This is a genomic window from Sorangium sp. KYC3313 (genome assembly GCF_052075895.1).
GTDB lineage: Bacteria > Myxococcota_A > Polyangia > Polyangiales > Polyangiaceae > Sorangium > Sorangium cellulosum_B.
Genome location: NZ_CP197255.1, coordinates 2,038,925 through 2,059,604 on the forward strand (window position 1 = coordinate 2,038,925; position 20,680 = coordinate 2,059,604).

The 20,680-nt window shown below is 71.4% G+C and carries 20 protein-coding genes and 2 tRNA genes; 10 read left to right on the forward strand and 12 right to left on the reverse strand.

What is annotated here, in order from left to right; all coding sequences use genetic code 11:
* Positions 1-22 precede the first annotated feature (22 nt).
* Positions 23-832, forward strand: a complete 810-nt coding sequence (xth, locus tag ACSRUE_RS07960; protein WP_441290489.1) for an exodeoxyribonuclease III — start codon at positions 23-25, stop codon at positions 830-832.
* Between the two features lie 13 nt (positions 833-845).
* Here xth and ACSRUE_RS07965 read toward each other — a convergent pair whose 3' ends face one another.
* Positions 846-1,979 carry a penicillin-insensitive murein endopeptidase gene (locus ACSRUE_RS07965; protein WP_441290490.1) on the reverse strand — a complete coding sequence of 378 codons (1,134 nt, stop codon included), beginning with the start codon at positions 1,977-1,979 and terminating at the stop codon, positions 846-848.
* Positions 1,980-2,346: 367 nt separating this feature from the next.
* Here ACSRUE_RS07965 and ACSRUE_RS07970 point away from each other — a divergent pair.
* Positions 2,347-2,420, forward strand: a tRNA-Arg gene (locus ACSRUE_RS07970).
* 79 nt (positions 2,421-2,499) lie between these two features.
* A tRNA-Lys gene (locus ACSRUE_RS07975) sits at positions 2,500-2,572 on the forward strand.
* A gap of 597 nt (positions 2,573-3,169) precedes the next feature.
* On the opposite strand, the gene ACSRUE_RS07980 is transcribed toward ACSRUE_RS07975, so the two are convergent.
* Positions 3,170-3,976 (reverse strand): SDR family oxidoreductase, encoded by an 807-nt coding sequence (locus tag ACSRUE_RS07980; RefSeq protein ID WP_441290491.1) that lies wholly within the window; start codon positions 3,974-3,976, stop codon positions 3,170-3,172.
* A gap of 302 nt (positions 3,977-4,278) precedes the next feature.
* On the opposite strand from ACSRUE_RS07980, the gene ACSRUE_RS07985 reads away from it, so the two are divergent.
* Both ACSRUE_RS07985 and ACSRUE_RS07990 read left to right on the forward strand, forming a co-directional pair.
* Positions 4,279-4,713, forward strand: coding sequence for a hypothetical protein (locus ACSRUE_RS07985; RefSeq protein ID WP_441290492.1), 435 nt, complete (start codon positions 4,279-4,281; stop codon positions 4,711-4,713).
* A gap of 167 nt (positions 4,714-4,880) precedes the next feature.
* Entirely contained in the window at positions 4,881-5,798 is a 918-nt protein-coding gene (locus tag ACSRUE_RS07990) for a cation diffusion facilitator family transporter (RefSeq protein ID WP_441290493.1), read from the forward strand.
* Between the two features lie 47 nt (positions 5,799-5,845).
* Here the strand turns inward: ACSRUE_RS07990 and ACSRUE_RS07995 are convergent, their stop codons facing one another.
* Entirely contained in the window at positions 5,846-6,058 is a 213-nt protein-coding gene (locus ACSRUE_RS07995) for a hypothetical protein (protein ID WP_441290494.1), read from the reverse strand.
* 143 nt (positions 6,059-6,201) lie between these two features.
* Positions 6,202-6,483, reverse strand: coding sequence for a hypothetical protein (locus ACSRUE_RS08000; protein WP_441290495.1), 282 nt, complete (start codon positions 6,481-6,483; stop codon positions 6,202-6,204).
* Positions 6,484-6,685: 202 nt separating this feature from the next.
* On the opposite strand from ACSRUE_RS08000, the gene ACSRUE_RS08005 reads away from it, so the two are divergent.
* The gene (locus ACSRUE_RS08005; RefSeq protein ID WP_441290496.1) at positions 6,686-7,084 is read left to right on the forward strand and encodes a phage holin family protein; all 399 of its coding nucleotides are present in this window, start codon (positions 6,686-6,688) and stop codon (positions 7,082-7,084) included.
* Between the two features lie 30 nt (positions 7,085-7,114).
* Here ACSRUE_RS08005 and ACSRUE_RS08010 read toward each other — a convergent pair whose 3' ends face one another.
* Entirely contained in the window at positions 7,115-7,840 is a 726-nt protein-coding gene (locus ACSRUE_RS08010) for a hypothetical protein (protein WP_441290497.1), read from the reverse strand.
* Between the two features lie 355 nt (positions 7,841-8,195).
* On the opposite strand from ACSRUE_RS08010, the gene ACSRUE_RS08015 reads away from it, so the two are divergent.
* Both ACSRUE_RS08015 and ACSRUE_RS08020 read left to right on the forward strand, forming a co-directional pair.
* Positions 8,196-8,390, forward strand: a complete 195-nt coding sequence (locus ACSRUE_RS08015; protein ID WP_437763516.1) for a hypothetical protein — start codon at positions 8,196-8,198, stop codon at positions 8,388-8,390.
* A 67-nt stretch (positions 8,391-8,457) separates the two neighbouring features.
* Entirely contained in the window at positions 8,458-9,873 is a 1,416-nt protein-coding gene (locus tag ACSRUE_RS08020) for a sugar porter family MFS transporter (RefSeq protein ID WP_441290498.1), read from the forward strand.
* A gap of 175 nt (positions 9,874-10,048) precedes the next feature.
* Here the strand turns inward: ACSRUE_RS08020 and ACSRUE_RS08025 are convergent, their stop codons facing one another.
* The 3 genes from ACSRUE_RS08025 to ACSRUE_RS08035 all read right to left on the reverse strand — a co-directional run bounded on the left by ACSRUE_RS08025 (position 10,049) and on the right by ACSRUE_RS08035 (position 14,939).
* Complete coding sequence (locus ACSRUE_RS08025) at positions 10,049-12,589, reverse strand: PAS domain S-box protein (RefSeq protein WP_441290499.1); 2,541 nt, start codon at positions 12,587-12,589, stop codon at positions 10,049-10,051.
* Between the two features lie 77 nt (positions 12,590-12,666).
* A complete protein-coding gene (feoB, locus tag ACSRUE_RS08030) occupies positions 12,667-14,613 on the reverse strand; it encodes a ferrous iron transporter B (protein ID WP_441290500.1) in 1,947 nt (648 codons plus the stop codon).
* Positions 14,610-14,939 (reverse strand): FeoA family protein, encoded by a 330-nt coding sequence (locus ACSRUE_RS08035; RefSeq protein ID WP_441290501.1) that lies wholly within the window; start codon positions 14,937-14,939, stop codon positions 14,610-14,612. Before ACSRUE_RS08035 ends, feoB begins: the two co-directional genes overlap by 4 nt.
* Positions 14,940-15,504: 565 nt before the next feature.
* On the opposite strand from ACSRUE_RS08035, the gene ACSRUE_RS08040 reads away from it, so the two are divergent.
* Both ACSRUE_RS08040 and ACSRUE_RS08045 read left to right on the forward strand, forming a co-directional pair.
* A complete protein-coding gene (locus tag ACSRUE_RS08040; protein ID WP_441290502.1) occupies positions 15,505-15,723 on the forward strand; it encodes a heavy-metal-associated domain-containing protein in 219 nt (72 codons plus the stop codon).
* Between the two features lie 518 nt (positions 15,724-16,241).
* Positions 16,242-17,507: a cellulase family glycosylhydrolase gene (locus ACSRUE_RS08045; protein WP_441290503.1), complete on the forward strand. Its 1,266-nt coding sequence runs from the start codon at positions 16,242-16,244 to the stop codon at positions 17,505-17,507.
* Between the two features lie 50 nt (positions 17,508-17,557).
* Here ACSRUE_RS08045 and ACSRUE_RS08050 read toward each other — a convergent pair whose 3' ends face one another.
* From ACSRUE_RS08050 to ACSRUE_RS08065, 4 genes are all read right to left on the reverse strand, one after another.
* Entirely contained in the window at positions 17,558-18,157 is a 600-nt protein-coding gene (locus ACSRUE_RS08050; RefSeq protein ID WP_441290504.1) for a nucleotidyl transferase AbiEii/AbiGii toxin family protein, read from the reverse strand.
* Between the two features lie 128 nt (positions 18,158-18,285).
* Positions 18,286-19,428, reverse strand: coding sequence for a non-canonical purine NTP pyrophosphatase (locus tag ACSRUE_RS08055; RefSeq protein ID WP_441290505.1), 1,143 nt, complete (start codon positions 19,426-19,428; stop codon positions 18,286-18,288).
* Positions 19,425-20,123 carry an RNA ligase family protein gene (locus ACSRUE_RS08060; RefSeq protein WP_441290506.1) on the reverse strand — a complete coding sequence of 233 codons (699 nt, stop codon included), beginning with the start codon at positions 20,121-20,123 and terminating at the stop codon, positions 19,425-19,427. The genes ACSRUE_RS08055 and ACSRUE_RS08060 overlap by 4 nt, the downstream gene beginning before the upstream one ends.
* Positions 20,110-20,673 carry an endonuclease dU gene (locus ACSRUE_RS08065; RefSeq protein ID WP_441290507.1) on the reverse strand — a complete coding sequence of 188 codons (564 nt, stop codon included), beginning with the start codon at positions 20,671-20,673 and terminating at the stop codon, positions 20,110-20,112. Before ACSRUE_RS08065 ends, ACSRUE_RS08060 begins: the two co-directional genes overlap by 14 nt.
* Positions 20,674-20,680 lie beyond the last annotated feature (7 nt).

The window sequence follows — 20,680 nt, forward strand, 5'->3', positions numbered from 1 at the left end:
TCCGCTATCGCCCGGAGGACCTATGCGCATCGCGTCCTGGAACGTGAACTCCATCCGCACGCGGCTCGAGCAGCTCACGAGCTGGCTGGTCCGCGCCGCGCCCGACGTCGTTTGCATGCAGGAGACGAAGGTCGAGGACGGCAGCTTCCCCGAGGCCGCGCTCTCCGAGGTGGGCTATCGCTCGGTCGTCTTCGGCCAGAAGTCCTACAACGGGGTCGCGATCGCCGCGCGCTTCGGCCTCTCGGTCGACGACGTGAAGAAGGGCCTCGACGGCGATGAGCAGGACGTCGCCCGGCGGATGCTGGCGGCGACGATCGAGGGGATCCGGGTCATCAACGTCTACGTGCCCAACGGCCAGGCGGTGGGCACGCCGGCCTTCGCCTACAAGCTCGCGTGGCTGGGGCGGCTGCGGAGCGAGCTCGAGGCCCGCTACCGCCCGGATCAGCAGATCGTGATCTGCGGCGATTTCAACGTCGCGCCCGAGGCGATCGACGTCGCCGAGCCGAAGAAGTGGGAGGGTCAGGTGCTCTTCCATCCGGACGAGCGGGCCGCGCTGGGCCGCCTGACGGAGTGGGGGCTCGTGGACGCGTTCCGCGCCTGCCACCCCGCCAAGGAGGCGTACAGCTGGTGGGATTACCGGATGGGCGCGTTCAGGCGCAACAAGGGCCTCCGCATCGATCTCGCGCTGGTGACGCGCCCGCTCGCGGCGCGGTGCACCGATGTGTGGATCGACACGCGCCCGCGGGAGCTCCAGCGCCCGTCCGATCACGCGCCGGTCGTGGTGGAGCTCGCGGACGACGCCGCGCCGCCCGGGGCTGCGCCGGCGGCCTGAGCGCGGGCGGACGTCAGCGGGGCGCGGCCGTGCCGGGCGCGTTCGCGGCCGCCGGCGCGGCCGTGGCGCGCGCTCCGTCGGCCGCCGCCGGCGCCGCCGTGGAAGGCACGCCGTAGATGTCCGTGTCCGTCGCCGCGGGCGCCGCGGAGGCGAGCGGCTGCTTCGCTTCCTCGGCGGCGCACGCGGGGCGGGCCAGCGACTCCTCGATGCAGGCGCCGCGCATCGACGGGGGGCACATCACGCGGATGTGGAAATGGTCGTTGTGCAGGTCGGCGTCCCTCGGGCTCATCATCGCGGCCGCGGCCCGGGCCCGGAGGTCTGCGGGGACGCGCTTCTTCGCGGCGTGCGCGAGCAGCCGCGCCCGCAGCGCGTTGGTCACGAAGAGGTATTTCACGCCCGCCTGCCGATCCTCGAGCAGCGCCTGGACGAGCGCCCAGTTGCGCGCGTCGTCGAACCGCGCGCCCGGGAGGCCGATGGCGTTGCCCTCGTCGTCGAACGCCACGAACCGGTCCGTGCGGAGGTTCTTGCCCTTCGAGTTGACGACGTAGAAACCGACGTCGGCGTCGCGCCCCGTCTGGTGGGAGTTGTGCCCGTCGAGCGCGCCGCCCGTCCTGGCCGAGAGGTCCCCGACGAGCAGCGCGGAGTCGCCGTGCTTCTTGGCCACCTGGAAGGCGGCGCGCCGCAGGGTCTTCACGAGCACGGGCAGCCCCCATGTCCTGGCGCCCTCGCGCGTCTTGAGGTGCCTCGACGATCGGAGCCGCACGGCGCCGGTCAGCCGCCCGCGGTTGGGAGCGCCCTTCGACAGCGGCTTCCGCTCGTCGGCGCCGGCGTCGGTGCCGCCGCGCGCCGCGCGGGAGGCGTCATCGCGTTTCGCCGCGCGCTTCTTGCCGGCGCGCTCCTGGGCCTTCTCCTTCGATCGGGCGCTGCGCGCCGCCCGCGACTCGCCTTCGCCGCCGACCGAGCTCCGCCGCGCGGCGCGGCGCTCATTCTGCCGGCTCTTGCCCGGCTGCTGCTCGGCCGCGGCCGGCTGCGCGCCCGCGGCGGGGGCGCCCTGGGCCGGCGCGGCGAGCGAGAGGGCGAGGAGGAACGCGGCGATGGGGCCTCGCGACGCGAGGCCGCGCCGAGAGAGCGGGCGGAGCAGCGACATGGCGGAGCGGACCCTACCTTGCGGCGCCGCGGACAGAGAACTTCTTTCGCAGCCGCGCGGGGCCAGGTGCGGTCGTGCCGGGACCAGGAGAGCAGGAGGCAGCCGCCCCCGGCCCGGCGCCGCCGTGTCGGCCCAGGCGCGCCCGGGGAGCGCGCGCCGCTGGCGGGCCGCGGCCGCGCGGCGGGTGCTGGTACACGACGGTGCGCCTCACGGGGGAGGAGCCCGGATGTACCCGGCGCGCGCGTCCGCCCTGGCTCGGCGGCGGGGGCGGCCTAAAAATTGCGCATCATGTTGCTACAACGCCTTGACATATCGCCGCCGGTGCGGTTAGAAGCGTTCCGCGAGCCCCGCCGAGGGGCGCGCAGGAGCGCCCGTAGCTCAGCTGGATAGAGCGTCGGACTTCGAATCCGAAAGTCGCCTGTTCGAATCAGGCCGGGCGTACCGGGCTCAACGGGCGACTCAAGCGTTCCGGCGAGATCCCGGGAGCCGTTCCAGGTTCAGTCGGTTTGACAATTCACTCGGGCCATTAGCTCAATTGGTAGAGCAGTGGACTCTTAATCCATTGGCTGAAGGTTCAAGTCCTTCATGGCCCACCCGAGATGATTGAGGAAGCCAGCCCGAGGGGCTGGCTGGGACAGCCGGTACAACGGCTGGCTCAGGTGGTTGAGAGCCCGGCGCCCGTGGGTCGTCGGGCTTTTGGCGTTCTGGGCTGCTCTTTCGCCGGCCCGCCCGCTTCGGCACACGAGCGGCGCGGTGTCAGGGGCGCTGCTTGCCGATCTGCGGAGGCAGCTCGTGGCGAAGCTGCCGACAGGCACGAGAGCGTCCTCTGAGCCTCCCATGCGGAAGCGGGACGCCTCCGGGGTTCGTCCCTCGAGCGCAGACCGCCGTCGCTCGCCCCGCTGAGCCGTGCCCGACCTTTCTCGCGTTCGGACCCACGCCGATCGGGCGACCCGGCGGGTCCACCGTCGCGGCTCGTCCGAGGCGAGGCGCCCGGCTCTCACCATCGGGGGGAAAGACTACCCGATGCCCCTCTCTGCCGACTTCGGTATGCCGACCACCGCTTCGCCGAGGCCGAGAAGAAGCTCGCCTTAGCGACTTGGCGGTTCCCTTCCCCGGCCGGCTTCCCGCAGCAGTGCTGGCCAGGCGCGTGCGGGGATACCGAGCCGGGGTGAGGCCGTGCGCCGCGCGCCTCAGCTCCTCTTGACGGCGAAGCCGGCGAACGCCTGCATCACGGGCATCAGCTCCAGCCGGTTCACGTTGACGTGCTCCGGGAGCATCGCGCACCATACGACGGACTCGGCGATGTCCTCGGCCGAGAGCGGCTTCACGCCGCGGTACACGGCGGCGGCCTTCTCCTGGTCTCCCTTGAAGCGCACCACCGAGAACTCCGTCTCCGCCATGCCAGGCTCGATGTCGGTGACGCGCACCCGACTGCCGAGGATGTCGGAGCGCAGGTTCAGCGAGAACTGGGCGACGAACGCCTTGCACGCGCCGTAGACGTTGCTCCCGGGGTACGGCGTCTCCGCGGCGACCGAGCCGATGTTGATGATGTGCCCGCGGTCGCGCGCCACCATGCCGGGCAGCAGCGCCCGGGTGCAGTAAAGTAAGCCTTTGACGTTGGTGTCGATCATCTCCTCCCAGTCGTCCAGATTCGCCTGGTGCGCAGGCGACAGCCCGAGCGCGCCACCTGCGTTGTTGACCAGCACGGTCACCTCGGAGAACTCGGGCGGGAGCTCGGCGATGGCCTTGTCGACCGCGCCGCGGTCGCGGACGTCCAGCCGGATCAGGTGGATCGCCGGCGCGCGCGCGCCAGCCTGGCCGGCGATGCGGCTGTCCGAGAGCTCCGCCGCGAGCGCCTCCAGGCGCTCGTAGCGGCGGGCGGCGAGGACGAGGCGCGCGCCCAGGCCGGCGAAGCGTCGGGCGATGGCGGCGCCGAAGCCGGAGGAGGCACCGGTGATGAAGACGATGGGAGGCTGAGCCGTCGTGGTGGCACTCATTGCGATGTCCTGGGCGGAGCTATATCAGCTGTGCGCGCGCCGAGCGACCTCCGGCGCCTTCGGGCCGCGCGCCCGGGCCGCCGGACATCCTCCTGGAACAGCGCGGTCGCGCGGCCGTGGATGTGCTCGTCTCTCCGCCACCCGCCGATGCACATCCCACCTCGGCACGTCGCTTGCTGAAATTACCACGATGCGGCCGAGAGGCTGTGGCACCGGCCAGCCCGGACGCGACTCCCTACGGGGGCAGCGGGGCCGCCGTGAAGCAGAGAGGCGATCGAGGTGGCGATATGAAGCACGTTGACATGGGACGGCGGATCGGCGGCCGGCTAGGGCTCACGCTCGGTCTTCTCGCGAGCATGGCGCTCGCGGGCTGTGGCGGTCCGAGCGAGCAGACCATTCAGGGCACGCGGCTCGCGCCCGGCGCCGATGCGCACATCACCGCGGACATCGACTCCGACGCCGCGACCACACGGCTGCTGGTGGACGTCGTTCACCTCTCGCCGCCCGAGCGGATCGAGGCCGGCAGCAGCCACTTCGTCGTCTGGCAGCGCCCGAGCCCCGAGTCCCCGTGGAAACGGGTCGGAGTGCTCGACTACAATGCTGACAGCCGAAGAGGCAAGCTGGCCCAGATGAGCGTACCGCATGCCAACTTCGATCTGCTCATCACCGTCGAGAAGCAGAGCAGCCCCCGCTCCCCATCGTCTGCCGTCATCATCGGGCCGACATCGGTCGGGTAGCCGGCAGCCCTGGCCCCCAGCCTCGACGGCCTTACATCAAGCCTGCGCGCTCCTCCAGCGACGGTCGCGCCCGCGCGGCCGCCGCGTCGACAGGGCTCTACCTTCACGACTTCACGATAGGAGGGCGCCTGGCGCGACCTGCACATCGCTGGAAGGATCGGCGCCGCATGAGGGAAGAGTCGAGGCTCGCCATCTATGGCGCCATCGGCGCCAACGTGGCGATCGCAGCGGTCAAGTTCATCGCCGCCGCCGTGACCGGCAGCTCGGCGATGCTCTCCGAGGGGGTGCACTCTCTCGTCGACACCGCAGACGGGCTCCTCCTCCTGCTCGGCAAGCGCCGGAGCGCCCGCCCGGCCGACGCCGATCATCCGTTCGGCCACGGCAAGGAGCTTTACTTCTGGACGCTGATCGTCGCCCTCATGATCTTCGCCGCGGGCGGCGGTATCTCGATCTACGAAGGGATCTTGCACATCTTGCGCCCGCGCCCGATCGAGGATCCGACGTGGAACTACGTCGTCCTCGGCGCAGCGGCCATCTTCGAGGGAACGTCGCTCGCCATCTCGGTCCACGAGTTCAAGAAGAAGGCCGGACAGGGCTACCTCGCGGCGATGCGATCCAGCAAGGACCCGACGACGTTCACCATCGTCCTGGAGGATTCCGCGGCGCTCGCCGGGCTCGCCATCGCCTTCCTCGGCGTCTGGCTCGGGCACCGCCTGAAAAACCCCTACCTCGACGGCGCGGCGTCGATCGGCATCGGCCTCGTGCTCGCGGCGGTCGCGATCTTCCTCGCACAGCAAAGCCGTGGGCTCCTCGTGGGCGAGAGCGCGGACAGGGATCTCCTTGCCGCGATCCGCGCGCTCGCCAAGGCGGAGCCTGGCGTGGCGGAGGTGGGGCGACCGATGACGATGCACCTCGGTCCGCACGACGTCCTGGCCGTGCTGTACATCGAGTTCGACCCCGCGCTCACGGCCTCCGGGGTGGCGGAGGCGATCGAGCGGATCGAGGCGCGGACACGGAGCCAGCGACCCGAGGTGAAGCACATCTATGTCGAGGCCAGGTCGTTCCAGAGGCGCGCAGGGCCATGACGCGCCCATGGAGAGGCCGCTCGCAGCCTCCAGTGCGAGTTCCGGCGTCACCACCCCATGCGCCGGCGTTTGCGGCGTGAGCTCACCGCCACCGCCGCGACACCGCCCAGGGCGAGCACGGCCGCTGCGACGACGGCGACGCGCCAGGCCGCGTGCTCTGCCTCGCTCTCGGCGCCGCGGAGCCTCGCCCTCGCCGCGACGAGGTCGCCCGCGAGCCGCTGCTTGCTGTGCTCGATCTGCTCGGCCGGGCCCGCGGGCACCGCGGAAGCTGCGCCGGCGCCGACGTGACCTCGTTCGCTGAGGGGACGGGCGACCCTCTCCTCGTCGAATAGGATTGCAGCGGATGGTTCCATGTCTCCCGCGCTGCAACCGCCGTTCCTCGCCAGCGCATCGCACAGCAGCGCTAGGTCGCCCCCGCCTGCCGCGCCTGCTTCCGATGCTGGAGGGCGATCCAGAGCCCGGCGGCGTTGTTGACCACCAGCGCGGCGTTCAGGGCGGTGAACACCCAGTTCTTCACGAGCAGGCTGTAGATGAGGTTTCCGGCCGTCCCGGCGATCGCGGCGATGAAGAAGACCAGGGTGTACTTCTCCGATTTATCCTTCTCGCCCTTCCACTCCCTGTAGGTCTGTGACCCGAAGGTCACGAGGAGCAACAGGGAGCTTATCCAGCCCACGACATGCTTCATCGGGGGTTCCCGTGATCGGTTACCAGGTGAGCCGTGATCGGCGACGCTCGCGAGCTCGACCCTGGGCGGCGTGCGACATCCGTGCCGCCCCGCCGCGCTGCGTGCCTCCGGCGCGCCTTCGGGCGGGCGCGGCGCGCGCGGGCGCAGACAATGCATCCCGGGGCGCGCCGGGCGCGTGCTCACGCCGGCAGGGAGAGCCCGTATGCAACAACAGCCATCCATCGGTCCATCACCCACCGATCGCAGCGCGCAGGACCTCGCCGCCGACGCGGTCCACGAGGCGAAGAGGCTCCTCGGCGCGGAGCTCGCGCTCGCCAGGCGCGATCTCCGCCGGTCGGCCGCGGCCCTCTCGCGCTCGGCGATCGCGTTCGGCGTCGCGGGCGTCGCGGGGCTCGCCGGCATCGACGCGCTGATGGTGTCGCTGGCTGTGGGGCAACGCCGCAATCACCCGGCGCGCTCGACCGCCGTGGGGCTCGGGCTGCTCGCGCTCGCGGCCGCCGCGGCGCTCGTGGGGCGGCGGGTGCTGCCCGGCAGCCCGCTGCCGATCGCCGCGCGCATCGCATCGGACCTCGAGGACGTCGCCCAGCGCGTGGTGGGGTGAGCCGCCTCGTGAGGCGAGCGTCGCCCCGGCTCAGCGCCGGAGCGCCGCGGCCGCGCGGCCGGAGACGGCCGATCCGCTCGTGACGATCGCCGACCCCAGCGCGAGCAGGGCGACGAGCGTGAGCACCATGGGATAGATGCCGACGAGCGCGAGGATGCCGAGCACGACCGTTCCGGCGCCGACGAGCGACTGCAAGCCGGCGGCGGCCATCGCCGCCTGACGAGCGACGTGGGCGAGGTGCATGTGCGCGCCGCGCGCGTCGAGCGCGCCGAGGTCCGCCGTCGCGCCGCCGCTGAGCAGCAGCGTGCCGCCAAAGACGATCACCGCGACCGACGTCAGCGTCCCGGGGGCGAGCCCGAGGAGCGCGAGGATGCCGAGCACGATGCCCGCCGCGCCGCCGACGAGCTCCGCGCCCATGCCGCCGCCGAGCTCGGCGCGCGTGTCCCACTCGACGGGGGCCGTGGTCCGTGTCAAGGCGCCGAAGCGCGAGGCGATCGCGCCGCCGTGCGCGATCAGCGCGGCGCCGAAGACGATCGTGGCGATCGAGGTGAGCTCTCCCGGAATGATCCCGGTCAGTCCAAGGATGGCGAGGACGATCGCCCCCGCGCCGCACACCACCTCGGCGAGCGAGCCGCCGAGCACGATCCGCGGCGCCTCCCTCTCCTCCTCTGGCCTGCGCCGCGCGCCCGATATCGGCGCGATCGAGCTCTCCTGCTGTGTAAACCGTTCACGTTCCTCGGGTCCTAGCGTCTGCATGATTCCCCCATCCTGTGGCGTGGCCGCGCCGCGGCTACGCGCCTCTGGCTTGCATGTTCTGCGCCCCGCTGCGGCGATCCGGGTCCACGGGCTCATCGGTCCGCTGCCGCACGTCGAACGGGCCGAAGCGCTGCTCGATCGCCGCGGCCGATGACAGCGAGGCGTCGCGCCACCAGGTTCCACCGCGGTCCTCGGGCAGCGCAAACCTCGTGCACTGTCGGAAGGAGCAGCGGCGAACGCCAGGGGAACGAGCAGGCGAGAGGCGCCGGCCGGCGGCCCGAACAGCCGTGCGGGAGCGCCCGTGAACGAACGCTTGTCCGAGGTACATGCCCAGCGTCAGGAGGAGATTAGGAGCATGCTGCATCTCGAGCTCAGCGAGCGCGAAGCGGATGACACAAGGACGGCCCTCTCGACCCGGCTCGTGGGGATGCGGGACGAGCTGGTCCACACCGACGATCGAGCCTACCGGGCGGACCTGAAGGCGACGATCGAGCGGCTCGAGGTGGTGCTCGGCCGCCTCGAAGCGATCGTGGCGGCGGCGGCGCCGTAGCTGGTCATGCCCGTGCTCGTCGACGCGCCGGGGCGGCCGGCGGCACGGTTCGTGGTTCACCGGGGGCATGGCAGAGCCCGCGGCGCAGCAGGGGGATGAACGCGGCGAAGAGCCCCTCTCGACGGTACGGATCGCCCTGATCGCGTCCGTCGCCGCGCTGGGAGGCTTCCTGTTCGGGTTCGACACCGCCGTGATCAACGGCGCTGTCGGCGCGCTGGAGAGGGTATTTACAGCGCACCCGGGGGCCGTGGGCCTGTCCGTGTCCTCGGCGCTGCTCGGCGCGGCTGCCGGCGCGGTGCTCGCGGGCAGGCTGGCCGACCGTTACGGCCGGACGCGGACGATGATTGCGACCTCCCTGCTGTTCGTCGTCAGCGCGGCGGGCTCGGGGGCGGCGATCTCGCCCTGGGACTTCAGCGCGTGGAGGGTGCTCGGCGGCATCGCCGTCGGCGCGGCCAGCGTCGTCGCTCCCGCCTACATCGCGGAGATCGCGCCGGCCCACCTGCGCGGCCGCCTCGGATCGCTCCAGCAGCTCGCGATCGTGCTCGGCATCTTCGTCGCCCTGCTCGGCGATTACGCCATCGCGACGTCCGCGGGCTCGGCGACGAGCCCGTTCTGGCTCGGGGCACAGGCCTGGCGATGGATGTTCTGGAGCGCCGTCCCACCGGCGGTCCTCTACGGGCTCGGCGCGCTGCTGATCCCCGAGTCCCCGCGCCACCTCGTGGCGAAGGGGCGTGTGGACGAGGCGCTCGTCGTGCTCCGTGGCCTCCTCGGCGCGTCCGCCCAGGCGAAGCTCGTCGAGATCCAGAGGACGCTCTCGTCCGAGCGCCGGCCCAGGCTCGCGGATCTGCGGGGGCGCGCTGGGCTGCTCCGCATCGTCTGGATCGGCATCGGCCTCTCGGCGTTCCAGCAGCTCGTGGGCATCAACGTCATCTTCTATTACTCGAGCGTCCTCTGGCAGGCGGTCGGGTTCTCCGAGCGAAGCTCGCTTGTCATCACGGTCATCACCGGCGTCACGAACATCGTGACCACCCTCGTCGCCATCGCGACCGTCGACCGCGTCGGGCGCAGGCCGCTGCTCATCGCGGGATCCATCGGCATGACGCTGACGCTCGGCGCCATGGCGGCCGTGTTCGGCGCCGCGGGCCAGGACGCCGCGGGCAACCCCGTCCTGACGGGCGCCGCCGGCCCCGCCGCGCTGCTCGCCGCCAACCTGTATGTCTTCTGCTTCGGGGCGTCCTGGGGCCCGGTGACCTGGGTGCTGCTCGGCGAGATGTTCGAGAACCGCATCCGCGCCCTCGCCCTCTCGATCGCGGCCGCCGCGCAATGGCTGGCGAACTTCCTCGTGAGCGCGACCTTCCCCGCGCTCAAGGCGGCCGGCCTGGGCATCGCCTACGGGCTCTACACCGCCGCCGCGGCGGCCTCGCTGGTGTTCGTCGTCGCCTTCATCCCCGAGACGAAGGGCAAGGAGCTCGAGGAGATGTGATGTGCGCCCGCCTGGCGAGAGGAGATGTGTGTCAGCGCGGCGCGGCTGCCTCGAGAACATCAGCGGGCGGCGAGCGACCCCGTGGCATCTGTGAAGGAGAGGCAAAAGGCCGTCGCGATCTCTCCTGATGGCTGTCTCGAGCGGCACGGCAGCGCGTCAGGTCCGCGCTTCGTCGCTACGCCAGCGGCAGCGTGAACTGGAAGGTCGTCTTCCCGGGCGCGCTCTCCGCCCAGATCCGCCCCCCGTGGGCCTCGACGATCCCCCGCACGATGTAGAGCCCGAGGCCCAGCCCGGCGGCGCCTCCTGCCTTCGCCTCGCGCGTCCGGTAATAGCGGGTGAAGAGCCTCGGCACCTCGTCCGGCGCGATGCCCTTCCCCTCGTTCTCGACCGCCACGGACACCTCGCCGCTCCGCCGTTCCACGGCGATCCTGATCGGCGTCTCGGGCGCGCCGTACTTGGCCGCGTTGGACAGCAGGTTGGTGAGCACCTGCTCCAGGCGCCCGGGATCGGCCAGGAGCGGCGGGACCCCGTCCAGCACCTCGACGTCGACCCGATGCCCCCTCGTCGCGTCGGCCGTCCGCTCCACCGTCGCGCGGATGAGCGCCGGCAGATCCACCTCGACATGCCTGAGATCCAGCCGATGCGATTCGAGGCGGGAGACGTCGAGCAGATCGTCGATCATCCGGTTGAGCTGCATCGCGCTGGCCCGGATGTGCTGCGCCCTGTCGCTGGACTGCGGCTCCGTCGCGAGCCGAGAGGCCTTGAGGAGGATCGTGGTGATCGGCTGACGCAGATCATGAGCGATGATGCTGGTCCACTCCTCGCGCATGCGCGCGAGCTCCTTCAACGCGCTGATGTCCTCGCCGGCGACGATGGCGCCCGTGATCTTCCCCGCGCTGTCGTGGATCGGCGCGGCGGCGATGAGGAAGGTTCCGGACGAGCCGTCCGCCTTGGTCACGAGGAGCTCTTCGCCGAGGATCGTCTCGCCGCGCATCGCCCGGCTCGACGGCAGCTCGTCCAGCAGGAGGGCGGTGCCGTCCGGGCGCCGCACGCGACCGACGCACTGCTCCCGCTCCTCCGCGCCCCCGGTGAGATCTCGCGCGTGCGGGTTGGCGATCAGGCGCTCTGCGCCGCTCCGATCGACGAGCAGGAGCGGGACGGGCGCGCTGTCGAAGACGGTTCGCAGCGTCCTCCGCTCGGCGTCCAGCTGCGCGAGCAGGCGCTCCCGCTCCTCCTCGGCCTGCTTGCGCGCCGTCACGTCCTCCACCTGGGCGATGTAGTGGATGGGCTCGCCCTTCTCGTCACGCACCACGGACGAATGGAGGACGACGTGGATGGTCGTGCCGTTCTTGTGGATGTACCGCTTGGCGAGCTGATAACGCGGGATCTCACCGCGGCGCAGCCGCTCGACCAGGCCCACGTCGGTGTCCACGTCGTCGGGGTGGGTGATGTCCTGGAAGCGGAGCTGCGAGAGCTCGTCGGCCGCGTAGCCCACGATCTCGCAGTAGACGTGGTTGACGCGGACGAATCCCCCGCCGAGCCCGACGATGGCCATGCCGATGGGCGCGTTCTCGAAGGTGAGCCGGAAGTCCTCCTCGCTCTCGCGGAGCGACTGCTCCATCTGCCTGCGCTCGGTGATGTCCCGCCCCTCGGGGATGAGCATCACGACCCTGCCACGGTCGTCGGTGATGGGCCGGATGGAGAAATCGATGAAGCGCCGCCCGGTCGCTCCGTTCACGTAGATCTCGTCTCGCACGAGCCGGCCCGCCGCGGCCTCGGCGACGGCGGCGCGGACGTGCTCCCGGTACTCGGGGCTCCACCCCGTCAGCTCCCAGAACGGACGGCCGATCGTCTCTGCCTCCGTGGCCCTGCAGAACTCGAGAGCGGTGCGGTTGTTCTCCAGGACGATGCCCTCCGGCGAGAGCAGGCCGATGAACTGGAGGGCCCCGTCGAAGATCGCCCGAAAGCGCTCCTCTCTCTCCCGGAGCGCCCTCGCCAGGTGACTCGCGCGCCGTAGCTCCCGGGCCATGCGGTCCGAGGTCCGTGCGCTCCCCTCGCGCGCGAGGGCGCTGTCCAGGCCGATCGCGAAGAGCGCGGCGAGCGCGCCGAGATCGACGTCGGCGCAAGGGGGAGGGTGGGGCAGGCAAAACGAGAGGACGCCGAGGCAGCGATCGCGGACGTGGAGGGGCATCGAGACCGCGCTCCGTGTGTCGGTCCGCGCGCAGAGCTCTCGCGTCATGGACGGACCCGGATCGAGCGAGCGCGCATCGCTCATCACCTGAACCCGACCCGAGCTCGCCGCCCATTCATCGAGCAGCGGCGCGCCCCGCGCCACCCGCGCGAGGCAGAGACCGATGTCGGCGGGCACGTGGCGGTGGGAATGCAGGCCGAGCTCGCCGGTGTCCTCGGAGGTCAGAAGCAGGTAGGCAGCGCGAGCGCCGAGCTCCATCGCCTGGTCGAGCAGGAGCGCAGCGAGCTCGTCGAGATCGGCCGCGCGCGCCATGCGGGGCGCCGCGCGCGCCATGAGCTCGCCCGGCGCCGGGTAAACCTCGCGGCGAGCGCATGGGCTGAGAGAGGCCGCGCAGGCGACCTCCTCGTCGCTGCCGATCGACGCCTCGATCTCTTCTGCCGATAACGTGGCCCCCACCGGAATTGACCGATTGTTGCACGAGAGGCGCGCCGCCTGAAGGGTCGCCACGGTCAGGTCCCTCGGCATGACTTCCTCGGATACCGACTGTTCCTGTTCGCCAGGGCTGGGCTCGCCGGCGCGCGCCCTCCCTGAGCGGCGCCGCCTCACGGCATCCCGAGCAGCCCGCTCCCCTGGTAGACGACGAGCGCCGCGACGTACGCCGCCGCGTAGGTGTAAGCGAGGACGAACGCCGGCCAGCGCCACGACTTCGTCTCGCGCCGGATCGCCGCCACGGTGCTCATGCACTGGCACGCCAGGACGAAGAACGCGAGCAGCGCGAGCCCGGTGCGCGACGAGTACGCGAGCGTCCCGTCCGGGCGCCTCGCCTCGCGGATCTGCTCGGCGAGCGGCGCGGGCTCGTCGTCGGCGTCCTCGACGCCGAAGATGACCCCCATCGTCCCGACCATGACCTCGCGCGCGCCGAACGAGCCGATGAGGCCGACGTTGATGCGCCAGTCGAACCCGAGCGGCGCGGTCACCGGCTCGAGCGCGCGCCCCACGCTGCCGGCGATGCTCGACTCGAGCGACGTCGCCGCGCTCTCGGCCGCGGCGGCCGGGGGCCCCTCGGGCGCGGCGCCCGGCATGGGGACCTTCAAGAGCACCCACAGCACGGCCGAGACGGCCAGGATCACGGTCCCGACGTCGCGCGTGAACCGCCACGCCGCCTGGCCCGCCTTGCGGACCACGAGCCGCGGCTCGGGGCTGCGGTACGCCGGCATCTCGAGCACCATCGGGAGCGAGCGCCCGCGGGTCGCCGTGCGCCGCAGCAAGAGCGAGGCGACGAGCCCGGAGAAGATGCCGGAGACGTAGAGCGCGACGAAGAGCAGCGCCTGCACCCAGGCGCCGTGGGCGGCAAAGAAGGTCGTCAGGAGGAGCGCGTAGGTCGGGATCCGCGCCGAGCAGGCCATGAGCGGCAGGACGAGGATCGCCGTGAGCCGCTCGCGCGGGTCGCGCAGGATGCGCGTGGCGTGCACGGCGGGCACCGCGCACGCGTGCCCCATCAGCAGCGGGAGGAACGCCCGGCCGCTGAGCCCCATCAGCTGGAGCAGGCGGTCGACGAGGAAGGCGCCGCGCGCGAGGTACCCGCTCGCCTCGAGCAGCTCCATGGCGATCGTGAGGATCACGATCTGCGGCATGAAGGCGAGCACCGTCCCCGCCCCGCCGAGCAGGCCGTCGACGACGAACGAGGCGGCGAGCCCCCCGCCGAGGGCGCGGGACACGAGGCTGCCGAGCTCGCCGATCGCCGCGTCGAGCGCCTCGGTGACCGGGGTGGCCACGAGGAACACGGCGGCGAAGAGGAGCGCCATGAGCCCGAGGAACAGCACCGGGCCGGCCGCCGGGTGGAGCAGCACGGCGTCCGCGCGCGCGGTGAACGTCCTCCGTCGCTCCGCGGCGGCGTCGCGGCGCGGCGGCTCGACGTACACGGCGCGCGCGACCTCGTCCGGATCCCACGCCGCGGCGCCGGGGGGCTCCACGGCGCCCGACGCGATCGCGTCGAGCCGCGCGGCCGCCGCGTCGAGCACCACGCCCCGCGCGGCCGGGTCCCTCGCGCTCACGAGCAGCACGGGCAGGCCGATGGCGCGCTCGAGGGCGCCGACGTCGAGCCCGCGCCCCTCGCCCTCGAGCACGTCGCGCTGCGTGGCGACGACGAGCGGGGCGAGCCCGCGCCGCACGAGCTCGCGCGTGAGCCGCAGGCCGAGCGCGAGCTGCGTGGCGTCCACCACCTGGACGACGAGGCGCGGCCGCTCGCCCTCGCCCGTGCGGTCGAGGAAGCGGCGCGCGACGCCCTCGTCCGTCGCCGGATCGACGACGGCCTCGATCGAGTAAAGCCCGGGGAGATCCGCGATCGTCGCGACGGCCCCGCCCGCGAGGCGGACGTCGGCCGTGAGGATGTCGACGGTGATGCCCGGGAAGTTGCCGACGTGCGCGCTGCCGCCTGTCAGCCGGTTGAACAGCGACGATTTGCCGGAGTTCGGTCGCCCGAGCAGCGCGATGAGCGGCCGCTCTGCCGACGTCGGGAGGCGCTCCGTGCCTGCATGGCAGGCGGTCATCCGCCCCGCCTCTGCGAGGGCAGGGGCGCCACCAGGATCGAGCGCGCGAGCGTCGCGTTGATCGCGAGCTCCCCGCCCGACCCGGTGCGCACGTGGAGCGGCCCGCCGAACGCCGCGCGCCGGATCGACGTGAGCGTCTGGCCGGGGCCGAGCCCCATCGCCCCGAGCCACGCGGCGAGCTCGGCGTCGAGGCCGACCTCGACCACGATCACGCGCTCACCGGCGCGCACCTCCGAGAGCGGACCCGCAGGAGCTGCGGCGCCGGCGTGCGCCGGAGCATCCGCGCCGGCCACGCTGCCGGACGAGGCCACATCGGGGAAGGTCACGTCAAATTGGGGAGGAACGCTGGAAACCATGGGTCCTGCCAGATTTTGAAAATCAATTTCAAATCTGCACCCATTGTGAACGGGTTCGGCCGGGATGTCGAGCGTCTCTCGACCCGCTGCCGTGGCGACTGGCCGCTCTGGCGCGGCGGCGACGCCTGTTCTCCTGTTCCTGCCCAGGTGGCCAACCCTTCCGCGTCCTGGAGATGGCCGCGCCGCTCCTCGCTCCGGGGCCCGGCGCACCCTCGATCCGCTCTCGGGAGAGCGGTCGCCGCGCGCCGGCCGAGGCCGCGGAGCGGAGCGCGCGAAGCGTTCGGGTCGGGCGAGCCATCCGATTCACCGGGCAGCGGCGGAGCCTCGGCCAGAGCGACGGCGGCCCGCGGATTGTCCTCCAAGGGTCCCTTCTACCATGGGCGCGCGCATGGGCGCGCGACGCGAGCGCATGGGCGCGCGACGCGAGCGCCTCGCGGTCCTCCATCGCAGACCCGCCGCTGCTCGGGGTGTAACGGACCCCGACGGCTGCGTCTCCGAAGGTGAGCGGCCCGTGGGTCGCCGCAAGGAAGACGCCATGAAAGAGACCATGCTCCAGGTGGACGGGATGAGCTGCCCGTCCTGCGTCCGCCACATCGACAGTGCGCTTCGCGAGCTCGGCGGCGTGGCCAAGGTGGACGTGCGCCTGCGCGAGGGCACCGTCGTGGTGCAGCACGATCCGGTGAGCGCGCCCGTTGCCGCCCTCGTCGAGGCCGTGCGCGGCGCCGGCTACGACGTGCGCCCGCGCGCCGCCTGAACGCGGCGCCCGCGGCGCGTGATCCCGTGACAGCGCGTCGCGCCATGAGATCTCCCATGCCGCGCTCGACGCTGCAGTGAAATATTTACCGGTTAATTCAAGCGGGGGCCAGCCCGCGCATGGGGCCATCTCCGCGAGCTCCGAAGCGCGCTCTCCCCCTCGGGCGTCGCGGCCCCGCGGCGCCCGTCGAGGCGCTGGACAATGAACCGATTAAGTGGTTTCCTGTCCGCGCTTCCCGCGTGCCTCGGGCCATGTCGCAGGAGTCGTTTGTGGGCCCCGGTCCGCGGTTTCTTGGTTTCTTCATTCTCGTGGGCCCGCGGACGGAATAGGTCCTCTCCTCGCCGTGGGTTCCTCCCAGGCCTGGCCATGCAGGGCGTCCTTGGCGCGCTGCCCGCGCCGCTGCGCGGGGTGCAGGATCTGCTCGACCTGCAGAACGAGAAGGATTCACCGTGCGGTCACGCAGGGTCGAAGCCGGACGTCGCCGGGTGCAATCAGGGGAGAGGCAGAAGGAGATCACGATGCGCGTTCTTCACGGGTCGGTGGCTGGTTGGACCGGAGCAGCCCTCATGGCGCTGGGCCTCTCCGCGGGATGCGGAGACGACCCGGGCGACCAGCAGGGCGCGGGGCAGGAGACGACCGGAGCGGGCGGCGGCGCATCGGGCGCGGGCGGGGGGGCCACCGGAGCCACGTCCGGCGCAGGCGGCGCCACGTCCGGCGCGGGCGGCGCCACGTCCGGCGCCGGCGGCGCCACCTCGGGCAGCGGCGCCACGTCCGGCGCCGGCGGCGCCAGCTCGAGCAGCGGCGACACGTCCGGCGCCGGCGGCGCCGCCTCGGGCGCGGGCGCCGGCGGGGGGGACCAGGAGTCGACGGGGTTCTCGGTGCGCGGCCGCTTCCTTTACGACCGCTGCGGAGAGAAGGTGCTGCTCCGGGGCATCAACGAGATGGTCGTGTGGCTGTCGTCGGGGCCCGACGGCCTGCCGGAGTTCGCGGAGATCGCGAAGACCGGCGCCAACGCGGTGCGGATCGTCTGGCTCGCCACGGAGTCCGCGGCGGGCCTCGAACAGGCCATCACGAACGCGCTCGCGCAGAAGCTCATTCCGATCGTCGAGCTCCACGACGCCACGGGGAAATGGGATCTCCTGCCGAGCCTCGTCGACTACTGGACGAGAGCGGATGTCGTCGCCGTGATCAAGAAGCACGAGCAGAATCTACTCGTCAACATCGGCAACGAGGTCGGGGACCAGGTGGACGACGCGGCGTGGGAGGCGGGCTACAAGCAGGCCATCACCCGGATGCGCGGCGCCGGCATCACGGTCCCGCTCGTGATCGACGCCTCCAAGTGGGGGCAGAACATCGACCAGCTGCAGGCCGTCGGCCCCGCGCTCGTCAAGCACGACCCGAACATCCTGCTCAGCGTCCACATGTGGTGGACGGACGGCAGCGCGGCCACGATCACGAAAGAGCTGCAGGAGTCCGTGGCGCTGAACCTGCCTTTGATGGTCGGCGAGTTCGCGCAGCACGCCGTGTACGAGTGCGGCAAGCACCCGTTCGATTACAAGGCGCTCCTGGCCAGGAGCGTCGAGCTCGAGGTGGGGTGGCTCGCCTGGTCGTGGGGCGCCGTCAAGAACAGCGACTGTCAGAGCGACGGGCCGTTCGACATGACGACCAACGGGACCTTCGCGGGGCTCACCGGCTGGGGTCGCGAGGTCGCGGTGACCGACCCGAACAGCATCCAGAACACCTCGGTGCGCCCGCGCTCGATCGAGACCGGATCGTGCCGGTAGCGGCGTGACGACGCTCCCGGACCCGGGCGCCCGTGTTCGGCACGGCTTCGTCAGCGGACGGGGTGAAGGAACGACCGCACCACCTCGCGCGCTTCGCGGATGGCGTCGGTGCGCGAGAAGGTGACCCACGGCGCCGTTGCCACGTACTTCTTCCACTTGTGACGGCTGCTGCGGCCAGACCCCCAATCCTCGGCCGTGAAGAAAGCGTCGAGCGCGCTGAGGCTCATCTCGCGGCTGGCGAAGGCGCTCTCGACGCAACGCTTGGTGGCCACGGGATCGAGCGTGCAGTGCCGAGCCAAGAGCACCAGATCGATGAGCGTCTTCGGGTGCCAGCGACCACGCGGACCGAGCTCCACCAGCGAGTGAACCTTCCAGGCGAACATCACCTCGGGTGCGACGGCCGGCAGCGTGAAGCCCTCCAGCTCGAAAGGGCGCGGAGCGACGCCGAGCACCTCGCCCCAACCGAAGTCGACCTGTAGCCTTCGTTCGCCGCGTGAAAGCTCGAGCCGCAGGCCAGGCCAGGGCGTTTCGAGCCAGATGCCCCACGCTTTGACGCAGAGGTCAGCGACGACGCCTTCAGCCGGCAGCTCGCTCGAGCCCAGGAGCTGATTCACGACGCGCGTGGCGCGGCCGAGGCTCCAGTCGCCCATGAGAACGAAGTCGAGATCCGCCGCGACGCGCCCGGGGACCCAGCTCGCCGTGAGCTGGCTGCCTCGCAGCACGGCGTCGGCACCGAATTCGGTGCGCGGCATGAGCTCGAGCCACGAACGGATCAGGCTCAAGCCATCCACCCCGTGTCCACATCGAGCGCCGAATCATAGACGGTGTACTCACGCGTACGGTTGCGCAGAGGCAGACCGAGCCGCGCTGCGAGCGCCAGCACCTGATCGAAGCGCGCGTCGGCTGAAGCCTGCCCCAGGCCCCACGAGCGCAGCGTGACGAAGCGGAGCTCGACGCCGTCCGCGCGCGGCGCGCCGCGCGACAGGTAGGCCCCCAGCTCGGCGAATGCGCGCGAAACCTCGGCCTCGCTATCAGGCGAAGGCAGCACGACCTTGGCGTGGTGCTCGAAATAGTTGGTACGCGGCGCCCGCGCGGCCACATCGTCCGTGAGCGGCAGATCGCGGTGCGGGCCGACGGCCTCCACCTTGGTGCGGATGACCTCGAAGCCGGCTTGCGCGAGATCGCGTGCCAGCTGATGTACGGCCAGCAGGACCTCCTGCAGCGAGCCGCGGTGGTGTGCTCCCGTCATCGGCTGACGCGGCGTCCGGCCGCGCGGCAGCGAGATAAGCAGCGCCCTCACCCCGAGCGCGTCGCAGGTCTTGGCGAACGCGGCTTCGTCGCAGGCGGCGACGGTCACGTGAGACTCGAACACGCCTTCGAAGCCCGTGCCACGCAGCTCGGCGGCGAGCTCGAGAAAAGGCAAGAGTCGCATATTGACGACATATTTCGAGCTCCGGAGCTCGGCCAACGTGCGCTCGAAGCCGTCCGGGATCCACACAGGGTCCCAGCCGTAGCCCTGCTCGCCGCGCGGCCCCTTCGCGACGCTCCCGGAGTTTTCACCTGCGAAGAGCTTCACGCTGCGGCCGTCCTCCGTGTACGCCACCACCACGCGGGTCACGCCGCGCAGCCCACCGAAGCGAGCGCTGAAAGCGGCGGGCCCGAGCTCTTGCAGCAGCTGCTTCACCTGCGCCCCCGCGAAGGCCTCGCTCGACTCCAGGTACATGCCCGTATTCTCGAGGAAGCAAGGTGTCTCGAGCTGCCTGAAGGCGTCGAGCACGCGCGCCGTGGCGATCTCTTCGAGCTTCTCGGAGTCGCCTTTGGCGAGCGTGATGCGCGCGCGTTCGACGTGCAGCCCCGACAGCAGGCGCTTGGCCTCGTCGTGCCGCCAGCCGTTACCGGTGACGAAGGTGACCGTCTTCATGGCTTCCAGTTCCAGACCGCTTCATGCCCTGAATTCTCGGGGAGGAGCGCGCCGTCGATCTTGTCGCTGCGCACGTATTTCGCCATGCCGACCACGCGCCCGGCGCGCTCGACCCGCCAAACAGCGCCTTCCGGCGGCTCGATGGCGCCGTGGCCGCCTCTGCCCAACCGTTCGAGCATGGCCGAGATGCCGAGCGCGCCACCTCGATGCAAGAGCGCCGGACGCGGAAATGCGCCTTGCAACCGAGCGTCGAGCTCGTCGAACGTCCATTGTCGACCCTCATGAAAGGCGTCGAAGACCACGAATGGCTCGTGGCGGAGCTCGTAACGGGTCGAATGCGCAAGCGCGAGCCATTCGCCGACGAGCCACCCGCCGGGGTGGAGCAGCTCGCGAAACGAGGTCGCACGCCGCTCGACCCAGGCCGCGAACATCTGGCGCCCGGGGTTCTCGGAGCGCGCGGCGAGCGTGCCTTCGCGGCCCAGCGCCAGCACGGCGTCGCCGAGGCGCGCGACCGCGACGCAGGAGCCGTCGAGCTTCTCTTGCACGAGCACCTCTTCTCCGGGGCGCGGCGCGACCAGACAGCGCTCGGCAAGCTCGCGCGGAGCGGTGCGGTCGGACGAGCCAGTGCGAGAGCCGGGCAGGTGCGGAATCTTGAAGTAAGCCTTCCGACCGAGCGGGCGCTCAAGCTCGACCACGGCTCACTCCGCGCGTCGTCCCTCCCGCGATGATGTGCGCGAGGCGCAGCGGCTCGGGGATGGCGCCGTGCAACGTGGTCCGTGCGATGAGCTCGCGCCCCTCCTCGAGCGACAAGCCGGCGCGGTGCACCCACAGGCCAGCGCAAGGCTCGATCGGTCCGGCTCGCTCGAGCACGCTCCGCTTCTCAGGCGCGCTCTTCACCTGTTCGAGCGCTTCGAGGAATTTCTGCATCTTCGGCCGCTTGCGCATCACGACCATCACCGGAACCCCGAGCTCCTCCGCCAGGGCGTTGATGTCGACGACATTGAACCCCGCCACCGTGATGCCCTGCATCAGCACGCCGCGCACGTGGACCAGCTCGTTCTCTTTCACGAGCTCTGCCATCACCGCGGTGGCGTCGCTGCCATCTTGCTCGACGTGCCCGCGCACCACGATGTCGAGCCGCGTCCCCGAACAAACCGTCCCCACGAGCGCTACCTTCCCACCCATCCCCCGCTCGAACGGCGCATCGTCGAACCCAATCACATTTGAAATTCGTCGGCTGCGCATGACTCGG